This is a genomic window from Mesorhizobium mediterraneum (genome assembly GCF_002284565.1).
GTDB lineage: Bacteria > Pseudomonadota > Alphaproteobacteria > Rhizobiales > Rhizobiaceae > Mesorhizobium > Mesorhizobium mediterraneum.
Window position 1 is genome coordinate 46,679 of the sequence record NZ_NPKI01000006.1, and the last position, 16,507, is coordinate 63,185.

Here is a 16,507-nt window from a genome sequence, read left to right on the forward strand (position 1 = left end):
TGTCGCGGCGGCTTGGTCCCGACCGTGAAGGTGCTGCGAAATTTCCGGTTTCGCAAATTCATTTATCAGAAAGGCGATATCGGTTTTTCCGATAGATCAGCGGCCAATCTTCTCCGGTCGCTGACGGACCATGCGCTGCGATTGGGCAAGCCCGATGAAGTCGCGTGCGGCCTGCGGCAGGCCGGAGCCGCGCCGCCAGACCATGCCGACCTGCACCACCGGCAAAGAGCCCGAAATATCGCGCGATTCGATGCGGTCGCCTTCGAGCGACCATGGCCGGTAGACGAGGTCGGGCAACAACGCCACACCGGCGCCGGTGGCGACGAGGCTGCGCACCGCCTCGACAGAGCGGGTGCGGAAGGCGACATGCGGCTTGGCGCCGATCGCCGCCAGCAGTTTTCCGGTGTTCTCCTCGATCTCGTCGACGGTCAGCATGATCAGCGGCTCCGAGGCGATGTCGCCAATGCCGATGATGTCGGCGCCGGCCAGCGGGTGGCCGAGCGGCAGCCATAGCCGGTAGGCCGAGACTTCGAGAATTTCCGATTGCAGCGCGGTGCGATCGCGCAGGTTCGAGGTGACCATGACGGCGATGTCGAGCTTGCCTCCGATCAGGAGGTGCTCAAGGTAATCGCCATTGTCCTCGATGGCCGAGACCTCAACGCCCGGGTAGGCACGTCGATAGCGGGCGAGAAGGTCGGACAGCACATAACCGGCGACCAGCGAGGTGACACCGAGCTGGAGCCGGCCGCCTGCGGCCGCTTGCTCGCCGAAGAAGGCGCGGCGCGCATCGGAAACGTCGGCAAGAATCTTTGTCGCGTGGCGCAGGAACTGATGGCCCTTGTGGGTGATGTTCAAGCCGCGCGGGTGGCGCTCGAACAGCTCGACGCCGAGATCGTGTTCCAGTTCCTTGATCGCTTCGGTGACCGACGATTGCGAGATCGACAGGTTCTGCGCAGCACCCGACACCGTGCCTTGTTCGGCGACGGCGATGAAGAACTGCAATTGGCGGATGGTGAAGGCCATGGCCGGACTAAACACGGCGAAGGCGGCGCTGGGAAGTGGGCGACGGGCGCTTGACGACCGCGAGACTCGTAACTAAGTAAGTTACATGAAACGAAACAGCAGACTTTCCTCGACCCTGCACATTCTCGTCCACATGGCCGAGACGCAGGAGCACGCGCTGACCTCCGAGCAGCTCGCCACATTCATCCACACGAACCCGGTCGTCGTCCGCCGGACCATTGCTGGCTTGCGCGACGCTGGCATCGTCACCTCGTCGCGCGGCCATGGCGGCGGCTGGCAGCTTGGCCGTGCGCCCGAGAAAATCTCGCTGGCCGAGATCAGCGCCGCCCTTGGCGAAACGCTGCTGCCGTTCGGCACCGAGCCGGAAAGTCCCGGCTGCCTTGTCGAACAAGCGGTGATAGCGGCGCTCGATGATTTTCGCGTCGAGGCCGAGAGGCTGCTGGCGGAAAAACTCAGTCGCATCACGCTCGCCGATCTCGCCGCCGATTTCCACCGCCGTTACGAGTTGATTGGAGTGACCAGCCATGCAGTATGATCTACCAGCTACGCAGTATGATCTGATCGTCGTCGGCGGCAGCTTTGCCGGCCTGTCCGCCGCCATCCAGGCAGGACGGGCCCGGCGCAACGTCCTGGTGATCGACGCGGGCCAGCCGCGTAACCGTTTTGCCGAACATTCGCACGGGTTCCTGGGACAGGACGGGCGCGCGCCCGGCGCAATCCTGGACGACGCAAGACGGCAGCTGCTGGCCTATCCGACAGCCAGGGTCGTCGCCGGATTGGCGAACAAGGCCGCTGCCGCCGGTTCCGGCTTCGAGATTATGACGGATCGCGGCGAGACATTCGGCGCGGCGCGGCTGGTGCTTGCCACCGGCGTGCGCGATATCCTGCCGGATGTCCCCGGGCTTGCCGAGCATTGGGGAAAGAGCGTGCTGCACTGTCCTTATTGCCATGGTTACGAGGTGGCCGGCGGGCCGCTTGGCGTGCTGGCAACCGGCCCGATGGCAGTGCATCAGGCGCAATTGATCGCCGACTGGGGTGACGTCACGCTGTTCGCCAACGGCATGTTCGAGCCTGACGCGGAACAGATGCTTGCGCTGGAAAGGCGGAACGTGCGGTTCGAGCCGGCCGGCGTGGCGGAGCTGGAACAGGATGGTTCGGGCGGGCTGATCGTCAGTCTCGAAGACGGCCGCAAAGCCGGCATTGCGGCGCTGTTCACCGCACCGCGCAACACCATGGCGAGCCCGCTGGCCGAGCAGCTTGGCTGTACTTTCACGGAAGGCTTCCTCGGCCCAGTGATCACCGTCGACGACCGGCAGCAGACGACCGTGCCCGGCGTCTATGCCGCTGGAGATGCGGCACGATCGATGCACAACATCGCCTTCGCGGTATCAGGTGGCGCCTTCGCGGGCGTATGCGCCCACCAATCGCTGGTTTTCGATTAGATTCCGATCTTGCCATCCGCAATGCTGAGCCGTGCGCCCGCCTGGGCAAGGGCGGCGGCGATGTCGCGCGGCGGCGAACGGTCGGTGGCAAGTTCGGAAAAACCCTCGAAGCCGCAGACCTGAACCAGGCCCTGGCGGCCGAACTTGGTGTGGTCGGTGATGACGAGCGAGCGCTGGCCGCGCGACAGCACCATGCGGGCGATTTCCGCCTCTTCCAGATCATAGTCCATGACGCCCGTGACGGCATCGACCGCACCGGTGGAGATCACCGCATGATTGACGGAAAAGCGGCTGACGAACTCAATGGCCGAGACGCCGAAGGCTGCGCCCGAATCGCTGCGCAATTCGCCGCCGGCCATATAGACCTTGTTGCCATTGACGGTGGCCAGCGTGCGGGCGATGTCGGAGGAGTTGGTGACCACCGTCAACCGGCGGTGGCCGAGCAGCTCGCGGGCCAGGAAAGAGGTGGTGGTGCCGGTGTCGAGCATGATCGATTCGCCGTCGCGAATGGTGGCGGCAACCATGCGGGCGATGGCGCGCTTGGCGTCGGCATTCTCGCGCATGCGCCGCTCGAATGGCGCCTCGCCGGCCATCGACGGCAGGCCGACGGCGCCATGCATCTTCAGGATCGAACCGTCACTGGTCAGCGGCTTGACGTCGCGGCGCACGGTCTCCAGCGAGACGCCCAGCCGGTCGGCCAGGCTGGCGATGGTGACGGTGCCCTCCTCCTGCAGGAGACGCAGGATTTCGCCATGCCGCTTCGAATGGACCATCGAGCTTCGCCAATCGGATTGTTGCGCTGCTGACCGCTTCTAAGGCAAATTCGCCACAGTACACAAGGAATCCTTGCGAATCCGGGCAAGAAGACAGAAAAAGCCACAAGTTTTCGTTGACAAGCCAGATCACATGGCGCGACACTAGCTAGGTGATAGGCTCGGAATGGCCACGGGAGAACGATGGCAGAGCCGCATCAAAATTCGCTTACCCGAACGTCTGGAAAATCGTCCGGGGCAAGGGATAGGAATTTTTTCGAATCCGCGGGGGCGGATGCCGGCGTCGAAGAACCCGGCACAGGGGCTCGTCGGTGCGGTGCGGGATACCGATCCTGGCATCCCGCACCGACGAGATCTTCGCATTGCTCCCTCCTGCCGGCCGCCATCTTTGTCTCGCCCGCGGCGTCTTGAACCCCGCCCAACGAGGGATGAGCCTGTGACCGCCGAGGACCGCATCCGCGCGCTGCCCTGCTGGACCGGCAGCATCGAGATCGCTCCGCTGCCGGGCGGCCTGAGCAACGCCAACTATCTGGTCAAGGATGCGGCCGGGCGGCATGTCGTGCGCTTCGGTCAGGACTTTCCGTTCCACCATGTCTTTCGCGAGCGTGAGGTGATGACCGCGCGCGCAGCTCACGCCGCCGGCTTTGGGCCGGCCGTCCGCCATACCGAGTCCGGCATCATAGTGACAGAGTACCTCGGCGCCAGGACCTTTGTCGCGGAGGATGTGCGCGCCAATATCGGCCGCGTCGCCGCCCTGATGCGCGGCTTTCATCGGGAGATGCCCAATCATGTCTCCGGCGCCGGCTTCATGTTCTGGGTGTTCCATGTCATCCGCGACTATGCGCGCACGCTGGAGGAAGGCGGCAGCCGCATGCGAAGCGAGTTACCGCGGTTGCTGACGCTTGCGGACGAACTCGAACGGGCGCAGAAACTGCTGCCGATCGTTTTTGGCCACAATGATCTTTTGCCGGCTAATATTCTCGACGATGGCGACAGGCTTTGGCTGATCGATTTCGAATATGCCGGTTTCAACACGGCGATGTTCGACCTTGCCGGCGTCGCCTCGAACGCCGGCATGAGCGACGAGGAGTCCTTCGCCTTTCTAACCGCCTATTTCATGAAGGAGCCGGACGAGGCGATCCGCCGCTCGCATGCAGCCATGCAATGCGCATCGCTGCTGCGCGAGGCGATGTGGAGCATGGTTTCTGAACTTTATCTCGACGCGCCCGGCATCGACTATGTCGCCTATACCGACGAAAACCTGACGCGGCTCGATGCCGCGCTGGAAAACTACAGAACAAAATACGGACAAAAATCATGACATTGCCCGCCCATGCCGAGATCGTCGTCATCGGCGGCGGCATTATCGGCTGCTCGACGGCCTATCATCTGGCGCGTGACCACAAGGCCGATGTCGTGCTTTTGGAGCAGGGCAAGCTGACTTCGGGCTCCACGTGGCATGCGGCGGGGCTGGTCGGTCAGTTGCGGTCGTCGGCCTCCATCACCCGGGTGCTCAAATATTCGGTCGATCTCTACAAAGGGCTGGAGGCCGAAACCGGGCTGGCCACCGGCTGGAAGATGACCGGGTGCCTCAGGCTCGCCACCAATGCCGACCGCTGGATCGAGTATAAGAGGCTGGCGACGACGGCGAAAAGCTTTGGCATGGACATGCAGTTGCTGTCACCGGCCGAGGTCAAGACAATGTGGCCGCTGCTGGAAACCGGCGATCTCGTCGGTGCCAGCTGGCTGCCGACCGACGGCCAGGCAAGCCCTTCCGACATCACGCAGTCGCTGGCCAAAGGCGCGCGCATGCATGGCGCCAGACTGTTCGAGGATGTGCGCGTCACCGGCTTCGATTTGAAGGATGGCCGCATCACCGCGGTAAAGACCAACAGGGGCGATATCGCCTGCGACAAGGTGGTGAATTGTGCAGGGCAATGGGCGCGGCAGGTCGGTGCGCTAGCCGGCATCAACGTGCCGCTGCAGCCAGTGAAGCACCAGTATATAATCACCGAAAAGATCGACGGGTTGGCGACCGATGCGCCGACGATCCGCGACCCCGACCGCCGCACCTATTTCAAGGAGGAGGTCGGCGGGCTGGTGATGGGCGGCTATGAGCCGAACCCGCAAGCCTGGACGACCGATCTTCCCGGCGGCGACGTCCCTGACGACTGGGAGTTCCGGCTGTTCGACGACGATTACGATCATTTCGAGCAGCATATGAACCAGGCGATCGCGCGGATTCCGGCGCTCGAAACCGTCGGCGTCAAGCAGATGATCAACGGACCGGAGAGTTTCACGCCCGACGGCAATTTCATCCTCGGCGTGGCGCCCGAATGCGCCAACATGTTCGTCGGCGCCGGCTTCAACGCCTTCGGCATCGCGGCGGGCGGCGGCGCCGGCTGGGTGTTGGCGCAATGGGTGGTCGGCGGCGAGGCGCCATTCGACCTGTGGGTGGTCGATATCAGGCGCTTTTCCGACCTGCACCGCGACCGGCAATGGGTCCGCGACCGCACGCTGGAAGCCTATGGCAAGCACTACACGATCGGCTTCCCGCATGAGGAGTATGCCACGGGCCGGCCGCGGATCGTGTCGCCGCTCTATGAACGGCTGCAAAAGCACCGCGCTGTGTTCGGCTCGAAACTCGGCTGGGAGCGGCCGAACTGGTTCGCGCCCGAAGGTGTCGAGCCAAAGGACATCTATTCGATGGGCCGGCAGAACTGGTTTTCAGCCGTTGGCGACGAGCACCGGCACGTGCGCGAGAGCGTCGGCATCTTCGACCAGTCGTCCTTCGCCAAATACGAGATGACCGGCGCGGACGCGCTGAAGGCGCTCGACTGGATCTGCGCCAACGACATCAGCAAGCCGGTCGGCCGGTTGACCTACACGCAGCTTCTCAACACGCGCGGCGGCATCGAGGCCGACTTGACCGTGGCGCGGCTCGGCGAAGAACGGTTCTACGTCGTCACCGGCACCGGTTTCAGGACGCATGATTTCTCGTGGATCGGCGACCATGTCGGCAAGGAGCTCGATGTGACGCTCACCGATGTCACCGAGGATTTCGGCACGCTGTCGCTGATGGGACCGCGTGCCCGCGACGTGCTGGCTGCGGTGACCGATGCGGATGTGTCGAACACCGCTTTCCCGTTCGGCCATGTGCGGGAAATCTCCATTGCCACCCACACCATCCGGGCGCTGCGCATCACCTATGTCGGCGAGCTTGGCTGGGAACTGCATGTGCCGATCGCGGCAACGGGCGAGATTTTCGACACGCTGATGGCCGCAGGCAGGACATACAACATCCGCCCGGTCGGTTACCGGGCGCTGGAATCACTACGTCTGGAAAAAGGCTACCGCGCCTGGGGCTCCGACATCACACCCAACGACACGCCGCAGGAGGCCGGTCTCGGCTGGGCGGTGAAACTCAGAAAGAATACAGATTTCCTCGGCAGGCGGGCTCTGGAAAGCATCAGCGGCGCCGCACCGAAAAAACGCTTTGCCGGCTTTACGGTCGACGATTGCGAGATCGTGCTGCTCGGGCGCGAGACGATATTGCGCAACAACGAGCCGGTCGGCTACCTGACCAGCGGCGGCTATGGCTACACCATTGGCAAAAATATCGGCTATGGCTACGTGCGCAACGCCGATGGCGTCAGCGACGATTTTCTCGCCTCCGGCGATTACGCGCTGGTGGTCGCGATGGAGCGGACACCGGCAAAGATCCACCTCGAGCCGCTTTACGATCCGGCGGGAGAAAAGATCAGAGCCTAAAGCGCGTCGCGTCTGAAGGGATTCATGCGACGCGCTTTAAGTTCTTGTTTTTATGCATGTCTTTATCCCAAAACCGCTGCGCACTTTTGGGCGACATGCATTAGATCAGCTCACGCGCAGAACGAGGCCACGGCTGGGCACAGTGTCCGCCTCGCCCGGCATGGACACATAGGGCGACGTCTCCTCGGCGCGCGTGACGATGCCATTCGCCTCAAGGTCGGCAATTCGTGCGGAAAAGCCGGCGTCCCACAGCGTGCTCTTGACCGTCAGCACGATCACCCCGCCCGGCCGGCAGATGCGGATCAGTTCGTCCAGCCCCTCTGCGCCGACATGGCCCGAGGTGAAGACGCCGGCCGATATGATCCCGGCATAGGCATTATCCGCGAAAGGCAGCGGCCCGCCGAGCGCCAGGCAGTGAAGCGCCGAATAGACGCCCTTGCGCTCGGCCTTGGCCAGCATGCCCGCAGATATGTCGAGCGCCTCAACGTGCGGATAGCCTGTGATGGCAAGCCATTCGCCAATCAGCCCGGTTCCGGCCCCAGCATCGAGGAGCGGTGCCGCGCCGCGCGGCAAATGGCGGGCAAGCAAGGCAAGGCAGATGGTTGGATGGCGGTAACCGGCCGCCAACATGTCGGCGTCGTAGGTGTCGGACCAGCGGTCGTAGAGCGCCGCCACCTCCTCTGGCCGCTGCGCTGCATAGGCTGCGGCGAGCGCACCCTCATTTTTCCTGTCCGCCATCGCAGTCCTATCCGCAAAATCAAGTGCTGCAGCGACCTTTGCGCGTCCAACAGGGACGCACGGCGCTGGAGTGAATCGCATGCCGGCGATGATAGCCAAACGGTGAAATTTGTGGAACCGTCGTCGCCACAAATAAAGACGCGAAAGGGGGCGGAAAGCGATGGTGGACGAGGAAGCACGCGCGGCGCTTGCAGCCATTCCAATGCTGGCCGCCTACCAGGGACCGCTGGAGCGGCTTGGCGGCCTCACCAACCTCGTCTTCAGGGCTGGAGATGTCTGCCTCCGGATTCCCGGCAAGGGCACAGAGGAGTATATCAACCGCGCCAACGAGGCGGTGGCGGCACGGGAAGCCGCCAAGGCCGGCGTCAGCCCCGAGGTGCTGCATGTCGACGGCGAGACAGGCGTGATGATGACGCGTTTCGTCGTCGGAGCCGAGACGATGTCGCCGGAAAAATTCAGGACCCGGCCGGGCAGTCCGGCGCGTGCCGGCGAAGCTTTCCGCAGATTGCATACATCCGGCGCCGTGTTTCCCTTCCGCTTCGAGCTTTTTGCGATGATCGACGACTATCTGAAGGTATTGTCGACCAAGGACGTCGCCCTGCCCACCGGCTATCACGACGTGGTACGTGAGGCGGAAACCGTGCGCTCGGCCCTTGCCGCGCATCCCCTGCCCCTCGCCGCCTGCCACTGCGATCCGCTGTGCGAAAACTTCCTCGATACGGGCGACAGGATGTGGATCGTCGACTGGGAGTATTCCGGCATGAACGATCCGCTCTGGGATCTCGGCGACCTCAGCGTCGAAGGACAGTTTGATACGGCGCAGGAGGAAGAGATGATGCTCGCCTATTTCGGTGGCGAGCCAACGCCGGCGGAGCGCGGCCGCGTTGTCATCTACAAGGCAATGTGCGACCTGCTGTGGACGCTGTGGGGGCTGATCCAGCTTGCCAATAGCAATCCGGTCGACGATTTCCGCGCCTATGCCGACGGGCGTTTTTCGCGCTGCAAGGCGCTGATGGAGACGCCGGAGTTTTCAAGGCATCTGGCGGCGGTGCGCGCGGGTTAGACCTAATTTACGCCTTTCGGCACGTGTTCGGGCGGCACAGTGTCGACCACCTTCTGGCGATGGAAGATGAACAGGCCGGCCAGCACGATGATCCCAGAGCCGATCAGGATGCGCGGGCCGGGCATGTCGCCGAAGAAGGCCAGCCCGAAGATGACGGCCCACAGCAGCAGGCTGTAGTGCAGCGGCGCCAGCGTCGAGGCGGGCGCCAGCTTCAGCGCCCTTGTGATCATCAGATGCGCGCCGCAGGAGACGATGCCGAGAAGCAGCATGGCGCCGAAATCGAGCGAGGACGGCGTCTGCCAGTTGCCGATGGTCAGCACCGCGCCGACTAGCAATGTGCCGATGGTTTGCCAGGTCACGAGCGAGGTGTCGCTGGTGCCGCGCAGCCGCCGGTTGAGGATGATGGCGAAGGCGAATGAAATGCTTCCGGCCAATGCAAAGGTCGACGACAGCGAAAACGCGGCCGAGGACGGTTTGAGCATGATCAGCACGCCGCAGAAGCCGACCAGGATCGCCATCCAGCGGCGCCAGCCGACCTTTTCACCGAGCAACAGATGGGACAAGGCCGCAACGTAGATCGGCCCCGCCATGTAGAAACTCATAACGTCGGCGAGCGGCAGGTAGACGACAGCGGCATAAAACAGCGCCGTGTCGAGCGTCGTCATAACGACGCGCAAGACCTGCAGCTCAGGTCGCTCCATGCGGAACAGCTTGGCCGTACCTTGACGCGCGATCATCGGGCCGAGCACGAAAAAGGCGCCGATCGAACGGATCAGCACGACTTGGCCGACGGAAAAGCTGGCGACCAGCCATTTGCCCATCGCATCGTTCAACGCAAACAGGAAATCGCCGGCAAGCATCAGCAGAATGCCAGCCAAAAGCACGTTCCTGATCGTCGAATTCTGGGCTGTTGGCTGTGCCATGCCGATGTCGCTTCCTCCCGCATGAAAGCTCGGTGAGCAGCGTCGTAGACGCAAGCAGCCGCTTTGACGAGCGTAAATCGGGAACCCGGCCAGACCAGAGCCGGAAATCGGCTGGGCCTATACTGAAAGTCGCCGATTTGAACGGCCTACTTTGGCCGTGGCCGAAGGATGACCGGCCGATAGATCACGAGCCGGTCCCAGGGATCGAAAGCCGACGCGCTTCTCAGTTCCGCGCGCCGCGCGAGATCGATGCGCTGCAGGCATTCCGCGAAGGCATCATTCTTCCTGGCGAAGCCGTAGGACCGGCATTTCGCCTCGTCCGCGGCACGACGGTCTTCTGCCGTCATGCAGCCTGAGATCGCCGCCAACGCGACCACCATCGCCGTCTTGTGCCACATGGTGTCCTCCTCGACATAAAACTGGAGCCTGATTGTAGACTTAAGGTTGGGACCTATCAATCTGATCGAAGCGTGCGGCTTGATGCAGGTTCAATGTCCTATTGGGCCTGCCATTATTGGTCATGAAATGGGCGGGCGATGCCTGCGGTTCACAGTTCCTGGCCGTCCTGCGATCGAGAGTCGCGTTTCCTGCTTGGCCCGCTCGGCCACCACCTTGCCCCTGGCGATGACGCAGAGGCGCTCGGGACGCAGACGCAAGGCCTCGACCGGATCGCCGGCATCGAGGACGACGAGGCTGGCGCGCTTGCCGACCGCCAGGCCGAGATCGTCGAGGCCCATGATGGCGGCGTTGACATTGGTGACCATGTCGAAGCAGCGCGCCATGTCGGCCGGGCTCGACATCTGAGCGACGTGAAGACCCATGAAGGCGACGTCGAGCATGTCGGCGGTGCCCAGCGAATACCAGGGGTCGAGCACGCAATCCTGGCCCCAGCCGACGCGGATGCCGAGGGCAAGCATTTCCTTAACCCGCGTCAGGCCGCGGCGCTTGGGAAATGTGTCGTGGCGGCCCTGCAGCATGATGTTGATAAGCGGATTGGGGATCGCCGAGACGCCGGCCTCGGCGATCAACGGCAACAGCTTCGAGACATAGTAATTGTCCATTGAGTGCATCGAAGTGAGATGCGAGCCGGCGACCCTACCGTGCAGGCCGAGGCGTTGCGTCTCATAGGCTAGCTGCTCGATATGGCGCGACAGCGGATCATCGGTCTCGTCGCAATGCAGGTCGACCATCAGCCCGCGCTTTGCCGCGATCTCGCACAGTTCCGTCACAGACCGCGTGCCGTCGGCCATGGTGCGCTCGAAATGCGGAATGCCCCCAACGATGTCGACACCCATGTCGAGCGCCCTGATGGTGTTGTCGCGCGCCGTCGGCGAGCGGTAAAACCCGTCCTGCGGGAAGGCGACCAGTTGCAGGTCGATATAGGGCGCGACCGTCTTCTTCACGTCGAGCAGGGCTTCAACCGCCAGCAAGCGGTCGTCGCAGACATCGACATGGGTGCGGATGGCGAGCAGACCCATCGACACCGCCCAGTCGCAATAGGCGAGGGCGCGGTCGCGCACCGCCTCATGCGTCAGCAGCGGCTTCAATTCGCCCCAAAGCGAAATGCCTTCCAGCAACGTGCCAGACGCGTTGATGCGCGGGATTCCCAGGGAGAGCGTGGCGTCCATGTGGAAGTGCGGATCGACGAAGGGCGGCGAGACCAGATTGCCATGGGCGTCGATCGCCGTGCCCGCGGTGACGTTCAACTCTGGCTCGATGGCCGCGATCGTCTCGCCGATGATGCCGATGTCGGCGATTGTGCCGTCGGGCAGCACGCCGCCGCGGACGATAAGGTCGAAATTCATCTGTCGTCGTCCTCTTTCAGAATCACGTTACAGCGCCGCGCGTCCTCTTGGACGCGCAAAGGACGCTGCAGCACTTTGATTTTGCGCATGATCCCCAGCGAAAATCGAATCCGATTTCCGGGGCCGTGTGCATCGTGGAGCAAAAGACAGGTTGCCGCAGCCGTTTCTTTCCGCGGCAGCGAACAGTTCCATCCGACCACAACTCACTCTATAAGCCGCCTTTCGTCCATTGAGGCGAATCCGCATCGTGTGTCGCGGCGCAGCGATCGGCTTCGGGCTCAACGCCACATTCGCAACCACGGAAATCCAGTGTGAACTTGAAGTTCCTCAAAGGTGACGAACGCTCGGAAGAGAACCGGCGCCTTATCGTAAGGCTGATCAGGGAATCCTTTCACCAGCACAAGTTTGGATACGGCGCCGCCATACTGTCGATGCTGGTGGTGGCCGCCATGACGGGCGCCAGCGCCTGGATTCTGCGCGAAATCACCAATGAGTTTGTGATCTACAAAAGAGTCGAGCGCATCAACTGGATTGCCGCAGCGGTCGCCGCGATCTTCATCGCCAAGGGCATCGCCAATTTCGTCCAAGCCTATTTCATGAGCCGCGTCGGCAACAGCATCATCGCCGAACGGCAGCGCAAGATCTACGACCGCATCCTGGCGCAAGGCATCGAGTTCTACCATTCGACCTCGTCATCCGACCTGATCACCCGCATGACCAACAATGCACAGGCCGCTCGCAGCGTGCTCGACCTCGTCGTCACGTCCTATGTGCGCGACCTGGTGACGTTGGTTGTCCTGGTGGCGGTCATGGTCTGGCAGCAGCCTGCGCTGTCCCTGATCTGCTTCGTCATCGGGCCCATAGCCATCTACGGCGTCAACCGCATCCTGAAGCGCGTCCGCAAGATCGCCGCGCAGGAATTCCGCTCGCTAGGCCAGATCGTGCAGGTGATGCAGGAAACGGCAATCGGCGTGCGTGTCGTCAAATCGTTCGGTCTCGAAGGCGCGATGCGCAAGCGCATGCACAAGGCGGTGTCGGATGTCGAGAACCGCGCCAACAACATTGCTACACTGGAGGCTGCCACCAGCCCGGTGATGGAAACGCTTGCCGGACTGGCGATCTCCGGCGCCATCCTGGTTAGCGGCCTTCTGGTCCTGCAGGGGGGCCAGATGCCAGGCAACATCATGGCCTTCATCGCGGCGCTGCTGCTTGCCTATGAACCGGCAAAGCGCCTCGCCCGCGTGCGTATCTCGCTGGAAACCGGCATCGTCGGCGTGCGCATGATGTTCCAGCTCGCCGACCGGCCGCTGACGCTGGCCGAAAAGCCGGACGCCAAGCCGCTGCGGCCGGGGCCGGGCGAAATCCGTTTCGACAATGTCAGCTTTGCCTATCCGGAAAGCCCGCCGGTGTTCGAAGGGTTCGACCTGACCCTGGCGGCAGGCAAGATGACGGCGCTGGTCGGGCCATCGGGCGGCGGCAAGTCGACCATCCTCAACCTGATCATGCGTATGTACGACCCGCAGAGCGGCAAGGTGCTGTTCGATGGCCAGGACATTGCGCACGCCACACTCGCCTCACTGCGGCAGAAGATCGCCTATGTGAGCCAGGACACGTTCCTGTTTGCCGGCACGGTGATGCACAACATCCGTCTCGGGCGGCAGGACGCGCCCGACGAGGACGTGATCGCCGCCGCCAAGGCAGCCAACGCCCACAATTTCATCACCGCCATGGCGAAAGGCTACGACACGGAGGTCGGCGAGAACGGCGCGCTGCTTTCCGGTGGGCAGCGCCAGCGGATTTCGATCGCGCGTGCCATGCTGCGCAACGCGGAGATCCTGCTGCTGGACGAGGCGACCAGCGCGCTCGATGCCGAATCCGAGGCGCTGTTTCGCGACGCGCTACAGCAGCTAACGGTCGGGCGCACCACCATCGTCATCGCCCACCGGCTGTCGACCGTGCACCAGGCCGACACGATCGTGGTTCTGGAAGCCGGCAAAGTGGTGGAAAGCGGCCCGCACCGGGCGCTGCTCAGGCAAGGCGGCCTCTACCAGAAGCTTTATGAATACCAGTTGATGCCGTAGCGCTCTGTTCCCTTCTCCCCTTGTTGTGGGAGAAGGTGGATCGGCGCGCAGCGCCGAGACGGTTGAGGGGTGCTGGACGGAATGAGGCGCTGGCGTTCCCTGGAACACCCCTCATCCGACCTCGCTTCGCAAGGCCACCTTCTCTCACAAGGGGAGAAGGGAAGAACCGCGCTACTCCGGCACGTACCTTACCGCACCCTTTGCAGCACTGGTTGCCATCGCGGCATAGGCGCGCAAGGCCATCGTCACCTTGCGCTTGCGCTGTTCCACGGGCTTCCAGGCGGCAGCTCCCTTTGCCTCCATCGCCGCGCGGCGGGCGACCAGTTCCGCGTCGTCGACAGCAAGCCGGATGGTACGGTTCGGGATATCGATCTCGATCGTGTCGCCCTCCTGCACCAGCCCGATCAGCCCGCCTTCCGCCGCCTCCGGGGACGCATGGCCGATCGACAGGCCGGAGGTGCCGCCGGAGAAGCGGCCATCGGTGACCAGCGCGCAGGCTTTGCCGAGGCCCTTCGACTTGAGATAGCTGGTCGGGTAGAGCATTTCCTGCATGCCAGGGCCGCCACGCGGCCCCTCGTAGCGGATGACGACGACATCGCCGGCCTTGATCTCGTTGGACAGGATCGCTTTGACGCTGGCGTCCTGGCTTTCGAACACTCTGGCCGGGCCGGTGAATTTCAGGATCGATTCATCGACGCCGGCGGTCTTCACGATGCAGCCGTCCAGCGCAAGGTTGCCCTTGAGCACGGCAAGGCCACCGTCCTTGGAAAACGGGTGCTCGGCCGAGCGGATGACACCCTTCTCCCGGTCGAGATCGAGCTCGTCCCAGCGGCGGTCCTGACTGAAGGCGACTTGCGTCGGCACGCCGCCCGGAGCCGCCAGAAAGAAGTCGCGGACGCTTTGACTGGTGGTGCGGGAGATGTCCCAATGGTCGAGCGCTTCACCGAGCGTTCGCGTATGTACGGTCGGCAGGTCGCGATTGATCAGCCCGGCGTTGTCGAGCTGGCCGAGGATCGCCATGATGCCGCCGGCGCGGTGGACGTCTTCCATGTGCACATCGGCCTTGGCGGGGGCAACCTTGCACAGCACCGGCACCTTGCGCGACAGCGCGTCGATGTCGTCCTGGTCGAAGTTGATCTCGCCCTCATGCGCTGCAGCGAGAATGTGCAGCACGGTGTTGGTCGAGCCGCCCATGGCGATGTCGAGCGTCATCGCGTTCTCGAATGCGCCCTTCGAGGCGATGTTGCGCGGCAGCGCGGTGTCGTCGTCCTGCTCGTAGTAGCGCTGGGCGAGATCGACGATCAGATGGCCGGCCTCGACGAACAGCCGCTTGCGGTCGGCATGGGTCGCCAGCGTCGAGCCGTTGCCAGGTAGGGAAAGGCCCAGCGCCTCGGTCAGGCAATTCATCGAATTGGCGGTGAACATGCCAGAGCAGGAGCCGCAGGTCGGGCAGGCCGAGCGCTCGATGGTCTTGACGTCCTCGTCGGAGATCTTGTCATCAGCGGCCGCGACCATGGCGTCGACCAGATCCAGCGCCTGCGTCTTGCCGGCGAGCACCACCTTGCCGGCCTCCATCGGCCCGCCGGAGACAAAGACGGTCGGGATGTTGAGACGCAGCGAGGCCATCAGCATGCCGGGTGTGATCTTGTCGCAATTGGAGATGCAGACCATGGCGTCGGCGCAGTGCGCGTTGACCATATACTCGACCGAGTCGGCGATCAGCTCGCGCGACGGCAGCGAATAGAGCATGCCGTCGTGGCCCATGGCGATGCCGTCGTCGACGGCGATGGTGTTGAACTCTTTGGCAACGCCGCCGGCCTTTTCGATCTCGCGGGCGACCAGTTGGCCGAGATCCTTGAGATGGACGTGACCCGGCACGAACTGGGTAAAGGAGTTGACCACGGCGATGATCGGCTTGCCGAAATCGGAATCCTTCATGCCGGTGGCGCGCCAAAGGCCACGGGCGCCGGCCATGTTGCGGCCATGGGTTGTGGTGCGGGAGCGATAGGCGGGCATGAATTTTCCTTGGCTGGCTGGCTGCGCTCGATGGGAGCGCGGCGGCGCTGAATTCGGACCGCAGGCGTTATAGACGCCGACGCCTGGTCTGGCCACAATTTTGCAATGCGCCAGATTTTCCCAAGAAAATTTGATGACACTGTCGGATTGCGCGCCGCCCGGGCGTCCTTGGCAAACGGCAGGGCAAAGAACACCACCGCCAAGCCGGGCCGTTTCACCGTGATAGCCAACTGCAACAGCCGAGGAGCAAGCAAATGCAAAAGATCACCCCCTGCCTGTGGTTCGACGACCAGGCCGAGGAGGCCATGAACTTCTACATGTCCATCTTCAAGAATTCGAAGGTGCTGAACGTAATGCGCTGGCCCGAGGGCAGCGGCGATAGTGAGGGCAAGGTTCTGGTGACCTATTTCGAGCTCGACGGCGTTCAGTTCCAGGCGCTCAACGGCGGGCCGCAATTCAAGTTCACCGAGGCAGTCTCGCTCTCCATCGACTGCAAGACGCAGGAGGAGGTCGACTATTTCTGGGACAGACTCATCGAAGGCGGTGGCGAGCCCAGCCAGTGCAGCTGGCTGAAGGACAAATTCGGCGTGTCCTGGCAGGTCGTGCCGGAGCAGTTGCCCAGGCTGCTGCTTGATCCCGACCAGGCCAAGGCCAACCGGGTGATGCAGGCGATGATGCAGATGACCAAGATCGACATCGCCAAGATCGAAGACGCAGCCAGGGGGTGAGCGAACGCGCGACCTTGCCTTCTCCCCCTGTGGGAGAAGGTGGATCGGCGCGCAGCGCCAAGACGGTTGAGGGGTGTTCCAGCGGAATGAGGCGTTGGCGTTCCCTGGAACACCCCTCATCCGTCGCCTTCGGCGACACCTTCT

14 protein-coding genes are annotated in these 16,507 nt (G+C 63.2%); 7 read left to right on the forward strand and 7 right to left on the reverse strand.

From position 1 onward, the window contains the following. Window positions 1–96: 96 nt before the first annotated feature. Window positions 97–1,023 carry a LysR family transcriptional regulator gene (locus CIT25_RS02575; RefSeq protein WP_095483006.1) on the reverse strand — a complete coding sequence of 309 codons (927 nt, stop codon included), beginning with the start codon at window positions 1,021–1,023 and terminating at the stop codon, window positions 97–99. Window positions 1,024–1,108: 85 nt separating this feature from the next. Between CIT25_RS02575 and CIT25_RS02580 the strand changes: the two genes are divergently transcribed. Continuing rightward, window positions 1,109–1,558 (forward strand): RrF2 family transcriptional regulator, encoded by a 450-nt coding sequence (locus CIT25_RS02580; RefSeq protein WP_095483007.1) that lies wholly within the window; start codon window positions 1,109–1,111, stop codon window positions 1,556–1,558. Next, on the forward strand, window positions 1,548–2,465 hold the full coding sequence (locus tag CIT25_RS02585; protein WP_095483008.1) for an NAD(P)/FAD-dependent oxidoreductase: 918 nt from the start codon (window positions 1,548–1,550) through the stop codon (window positions 2,463–2,465). Before CIT25_RS02580 ends, CIT25_RS02585 begins: the two co-directional genes overlap by 11 nt. Here the strand turns inward: CIT25_RS02585 and CIT25_RS02590 are convergent. Further along, entirely contained in the window at window positions 2,462–3,238 is a 777-nt protein-coding gene (locus CIT25_RS02590; protein ID WP_095483009.1) for a DeoR/GlpR family DNA-binding transcription regulator, read from the reverse strand. The genes CIT25_RS02585 and CIT25_RS02590 overlap by 4 nt on opposite strands. A 436-nt stretch (window positions 3,239–3,674) precedes the next feature. Here CIT25_RS02590 and CIT25_RS02595 point away from each other — a divergent pair, with 436 nt between their 5' ends. Together CIT25_RS02595 and CIT25_RS02600 are read left to right on the forward strand one after the other, a co-directional pair. After that, the gene (locus CIT25_RS02595) at window positions 3,675–4,559 is read left to right on the forward strand and encodes a phosphotransferase family protein (RefSeq protein ID WP_095483010.1); all 885 of its coding nucleotides are present in this window, start codon (window positions 3,675–3,677) and stop codon (window positions 4,557–4,559) included. Beyond that, window positions 4,556–7,009 (forward strand): GcvT family protein, encoded by a 2,454-nt coding sequence (locus tag CIT25_RS02600; protein ID WP_095483011.1) that lies wholly within the window; start codon window positions 4,556–4,558, stop codon window positions 7,007–7,009. Before CIT25_RS02595 ends, CIT25_RS02600 begins: the two co-directional genes overlap by 4 nt. Window positions 7,010–7,114: 105 nt before the next feature. Here the strand turns inward: CIT25_RS02600 and CIT25_RS02605 are convergent, their stop codons facing one another. Then, window positions 7,115–7,747 carry a class I SAM-dependent DNA methyltransferase gene (locus tag CIT25_RS02605; RefSeq protein WP_095483012.1) on the reverse strand — a complete coding sequence of 211 codons (633 nt, stop codon included), beginning with the start codon at window positions 7,745–7,747 and terminating at the stop codon, window positions 7,115–7,117. 160 nt (window positions 7,748–7,907) lie between these two features. On the opposite strand from CIT25_RS02605, the gene CIT25_RS02610 reads away from it, so the two are divergent. Beyond that, a complete protein-coding gene (locus CIT25_RS02610; protein WP_095483013.1) occupies window positions 7,908–8,810 on the forward strand; it encodes a phosphotransferase family protein in 903 nt (300 codons plus the stop codon). Window positions 8,811–8,812: 2 nt separating this feature from the next. On the opposite strand, the gene CIT25_RS02615 is transcribed toward CIT25_RS02610, so the two are convergent. The 3 genes from CIT25_RS02615 to CIT25_RS02625 form a co-directional block, all read right to left on the reverse strand. Beyond that, complete coding sequence (locus CIT25_RS02615; protein WP_095483014.1) at window positions 8,813–9,733, reverse strand: DMT family transporter; 921 nt, start codon at window positions 9,731–9,733, stop codon at window positions 8,813–8,815. 146 nt (window positions 9,734–9,879) lie between these two features. Further along, entirely contained in the window at window positions 9,880–10,131 is a 252-nt protein-coding gene (locus tag CIT25_RS02620) for a hypothetical protein (RefSeq protein ID WP_095483015.1), read from the reverse strand. A 120-nt stretch (window positions 10,132–10,251) separates the two neighbouring features. Next, the gene (locus tag CIT25_RS02625) at window positions 10,252–11,538 is read right to left on the reverse strand and encodes an amidohydrolase family protein (protein ID WP_095483016.1); all 1,287 of its coding nucleotides are present in this window, start codon (window positions 11,536–11,538) and stop codon (window positions 10,252–10,254) included. 317 nt (window positions 11,539–11,855) lie between these two features. On the opposite strand from CIT25_RS02625, the gene CIT25_RS02630 reads away from it, so the two are divergent. Continuing rightward, window positions 11,856–13,619, forward strand: coding sequence for an ABC transporter ATP-binding protein (locus CIT25_RS02630; RefSeq protein WP_095483017.1), 1,764 nt, complete (start codon window positions 11,856–11,858; stop codon window positions 13,617–13,619). A gap of 171 nt (window positions 13,620–13,790) precedes the next feature. On the opposite strand, the gene ilvD is transcribed toward CIT25_RS02630, so the two are convergent. After that, on the reverse strand, window positions 13,791–15,635 hold the full coding sequence (gene ilvD, locus CIT25_RS02635) for a dihydroxy-acid dehydratase (RefSeq protein ID WP_095483018.1): 1,845 nt from the start codon (window positions 15,633–15,635) through the stop codon (window positions 13,791–13,793). Window positions 15,636–15,889: 254 nt separating this feature from the next. On the opposite strand from ilvD, the gene CIT25_RS02640 reads away from it, so the two are divergent. Continuing rightward, window positions 15,890–16,363: a VOC family protein gene (locus CIT25_RS02640; protein ID WP_095483019.1), complete on the forward strand. Its 474-nt coding sequence runs from the start codon at window positions 15,890–15,892 to the stop codon at window positions 16,361–16,363. Window positions 16,364–16,507 lie beyond the last annotated feature (144 nt).

Coding starts and splice junctions, on each gene's coding strand:
- CIT25_RS02575 (WP_095483006.1), bottom strand. CDS start 1,023: ATGGCCTTCACCATCCGCCAATTGCAGTTCTTCATCGCCGTCGCCGAA.
- CIT25_RS02580 (WP_095483007.1), top strand. CDS start 1,109: ATGAAACGAAACAGCAGACTTTCCTCGACCCTGCACATTCTCGTCCAC.
- CIT25_RS02585 (WP_095483008.1), top strand. CDS start 1,548: ATGCAGTATGATCTACCAGCTACGCAGTATGATCTGATCGTCGTCGGC.
- CIT25_RS02590 (WP_095483009.1), bottom strand. CDS start 3,238: ATGGTCCATTCGAAGCGGCATGGCGAAATCCTGCGTCTCCTGCAGGAG.
- CIT25_RS02600 (WP_095483011.1), top strand. CDS start 4,556: ATGACATTGCCCGCCCATGCCGAGATCGTCGTCATCGGCGGCGGCATT.
- CIT25_RS02605 (WP_095483012.1), bottom strand. CDS start 7,747: ATGGCGGACAGGAAAAATGAGGGTGCGCTCGCCGCAGCCTATGCAGCG.
- CIT25_RS02610 (WP_095483013.1), top strand. CDS start 7,908: ATGGTGGACGAGGAAGCACGCGCGGCGCTTGCAGCCATTCCAATGCTG.
- CIT25_RS02615 (WP_095483014.1), bottom strand. CDS start 9,733: ATGGCACAGCCAACAGCCCAGAATTCGACGATCAGGAACGTGCTTTTG.
- CIT25_RS02620 (WP_095483015.1), bottom strand. CDS start 10,131: ATGTGGCACAAGACGGCGATGGTGGTCGCGTTGGCGGCGATCTCAGGC.
- CIT25_RS02625 (WP_095483016.1), bottom strand. CDS start 11,538: ATGAATTTCGACCTTATCGTCCGCGGCGGCGTGCTGCCCGACGGCACA.
- ilvD (WP_095483018.1), bottom strand. CDS start 15,635: ATGCCCGCCTATCGCTCCCGCACCACAACCCATGGCCGCAACATGGCC.
- CIT25_RS02640 (WP_095483019.1), top strand. CDS start 15,890: ATGCAAAAGATCACCCCCTGCCTGTGGTTCGACGACCAGGCCGAGGAG.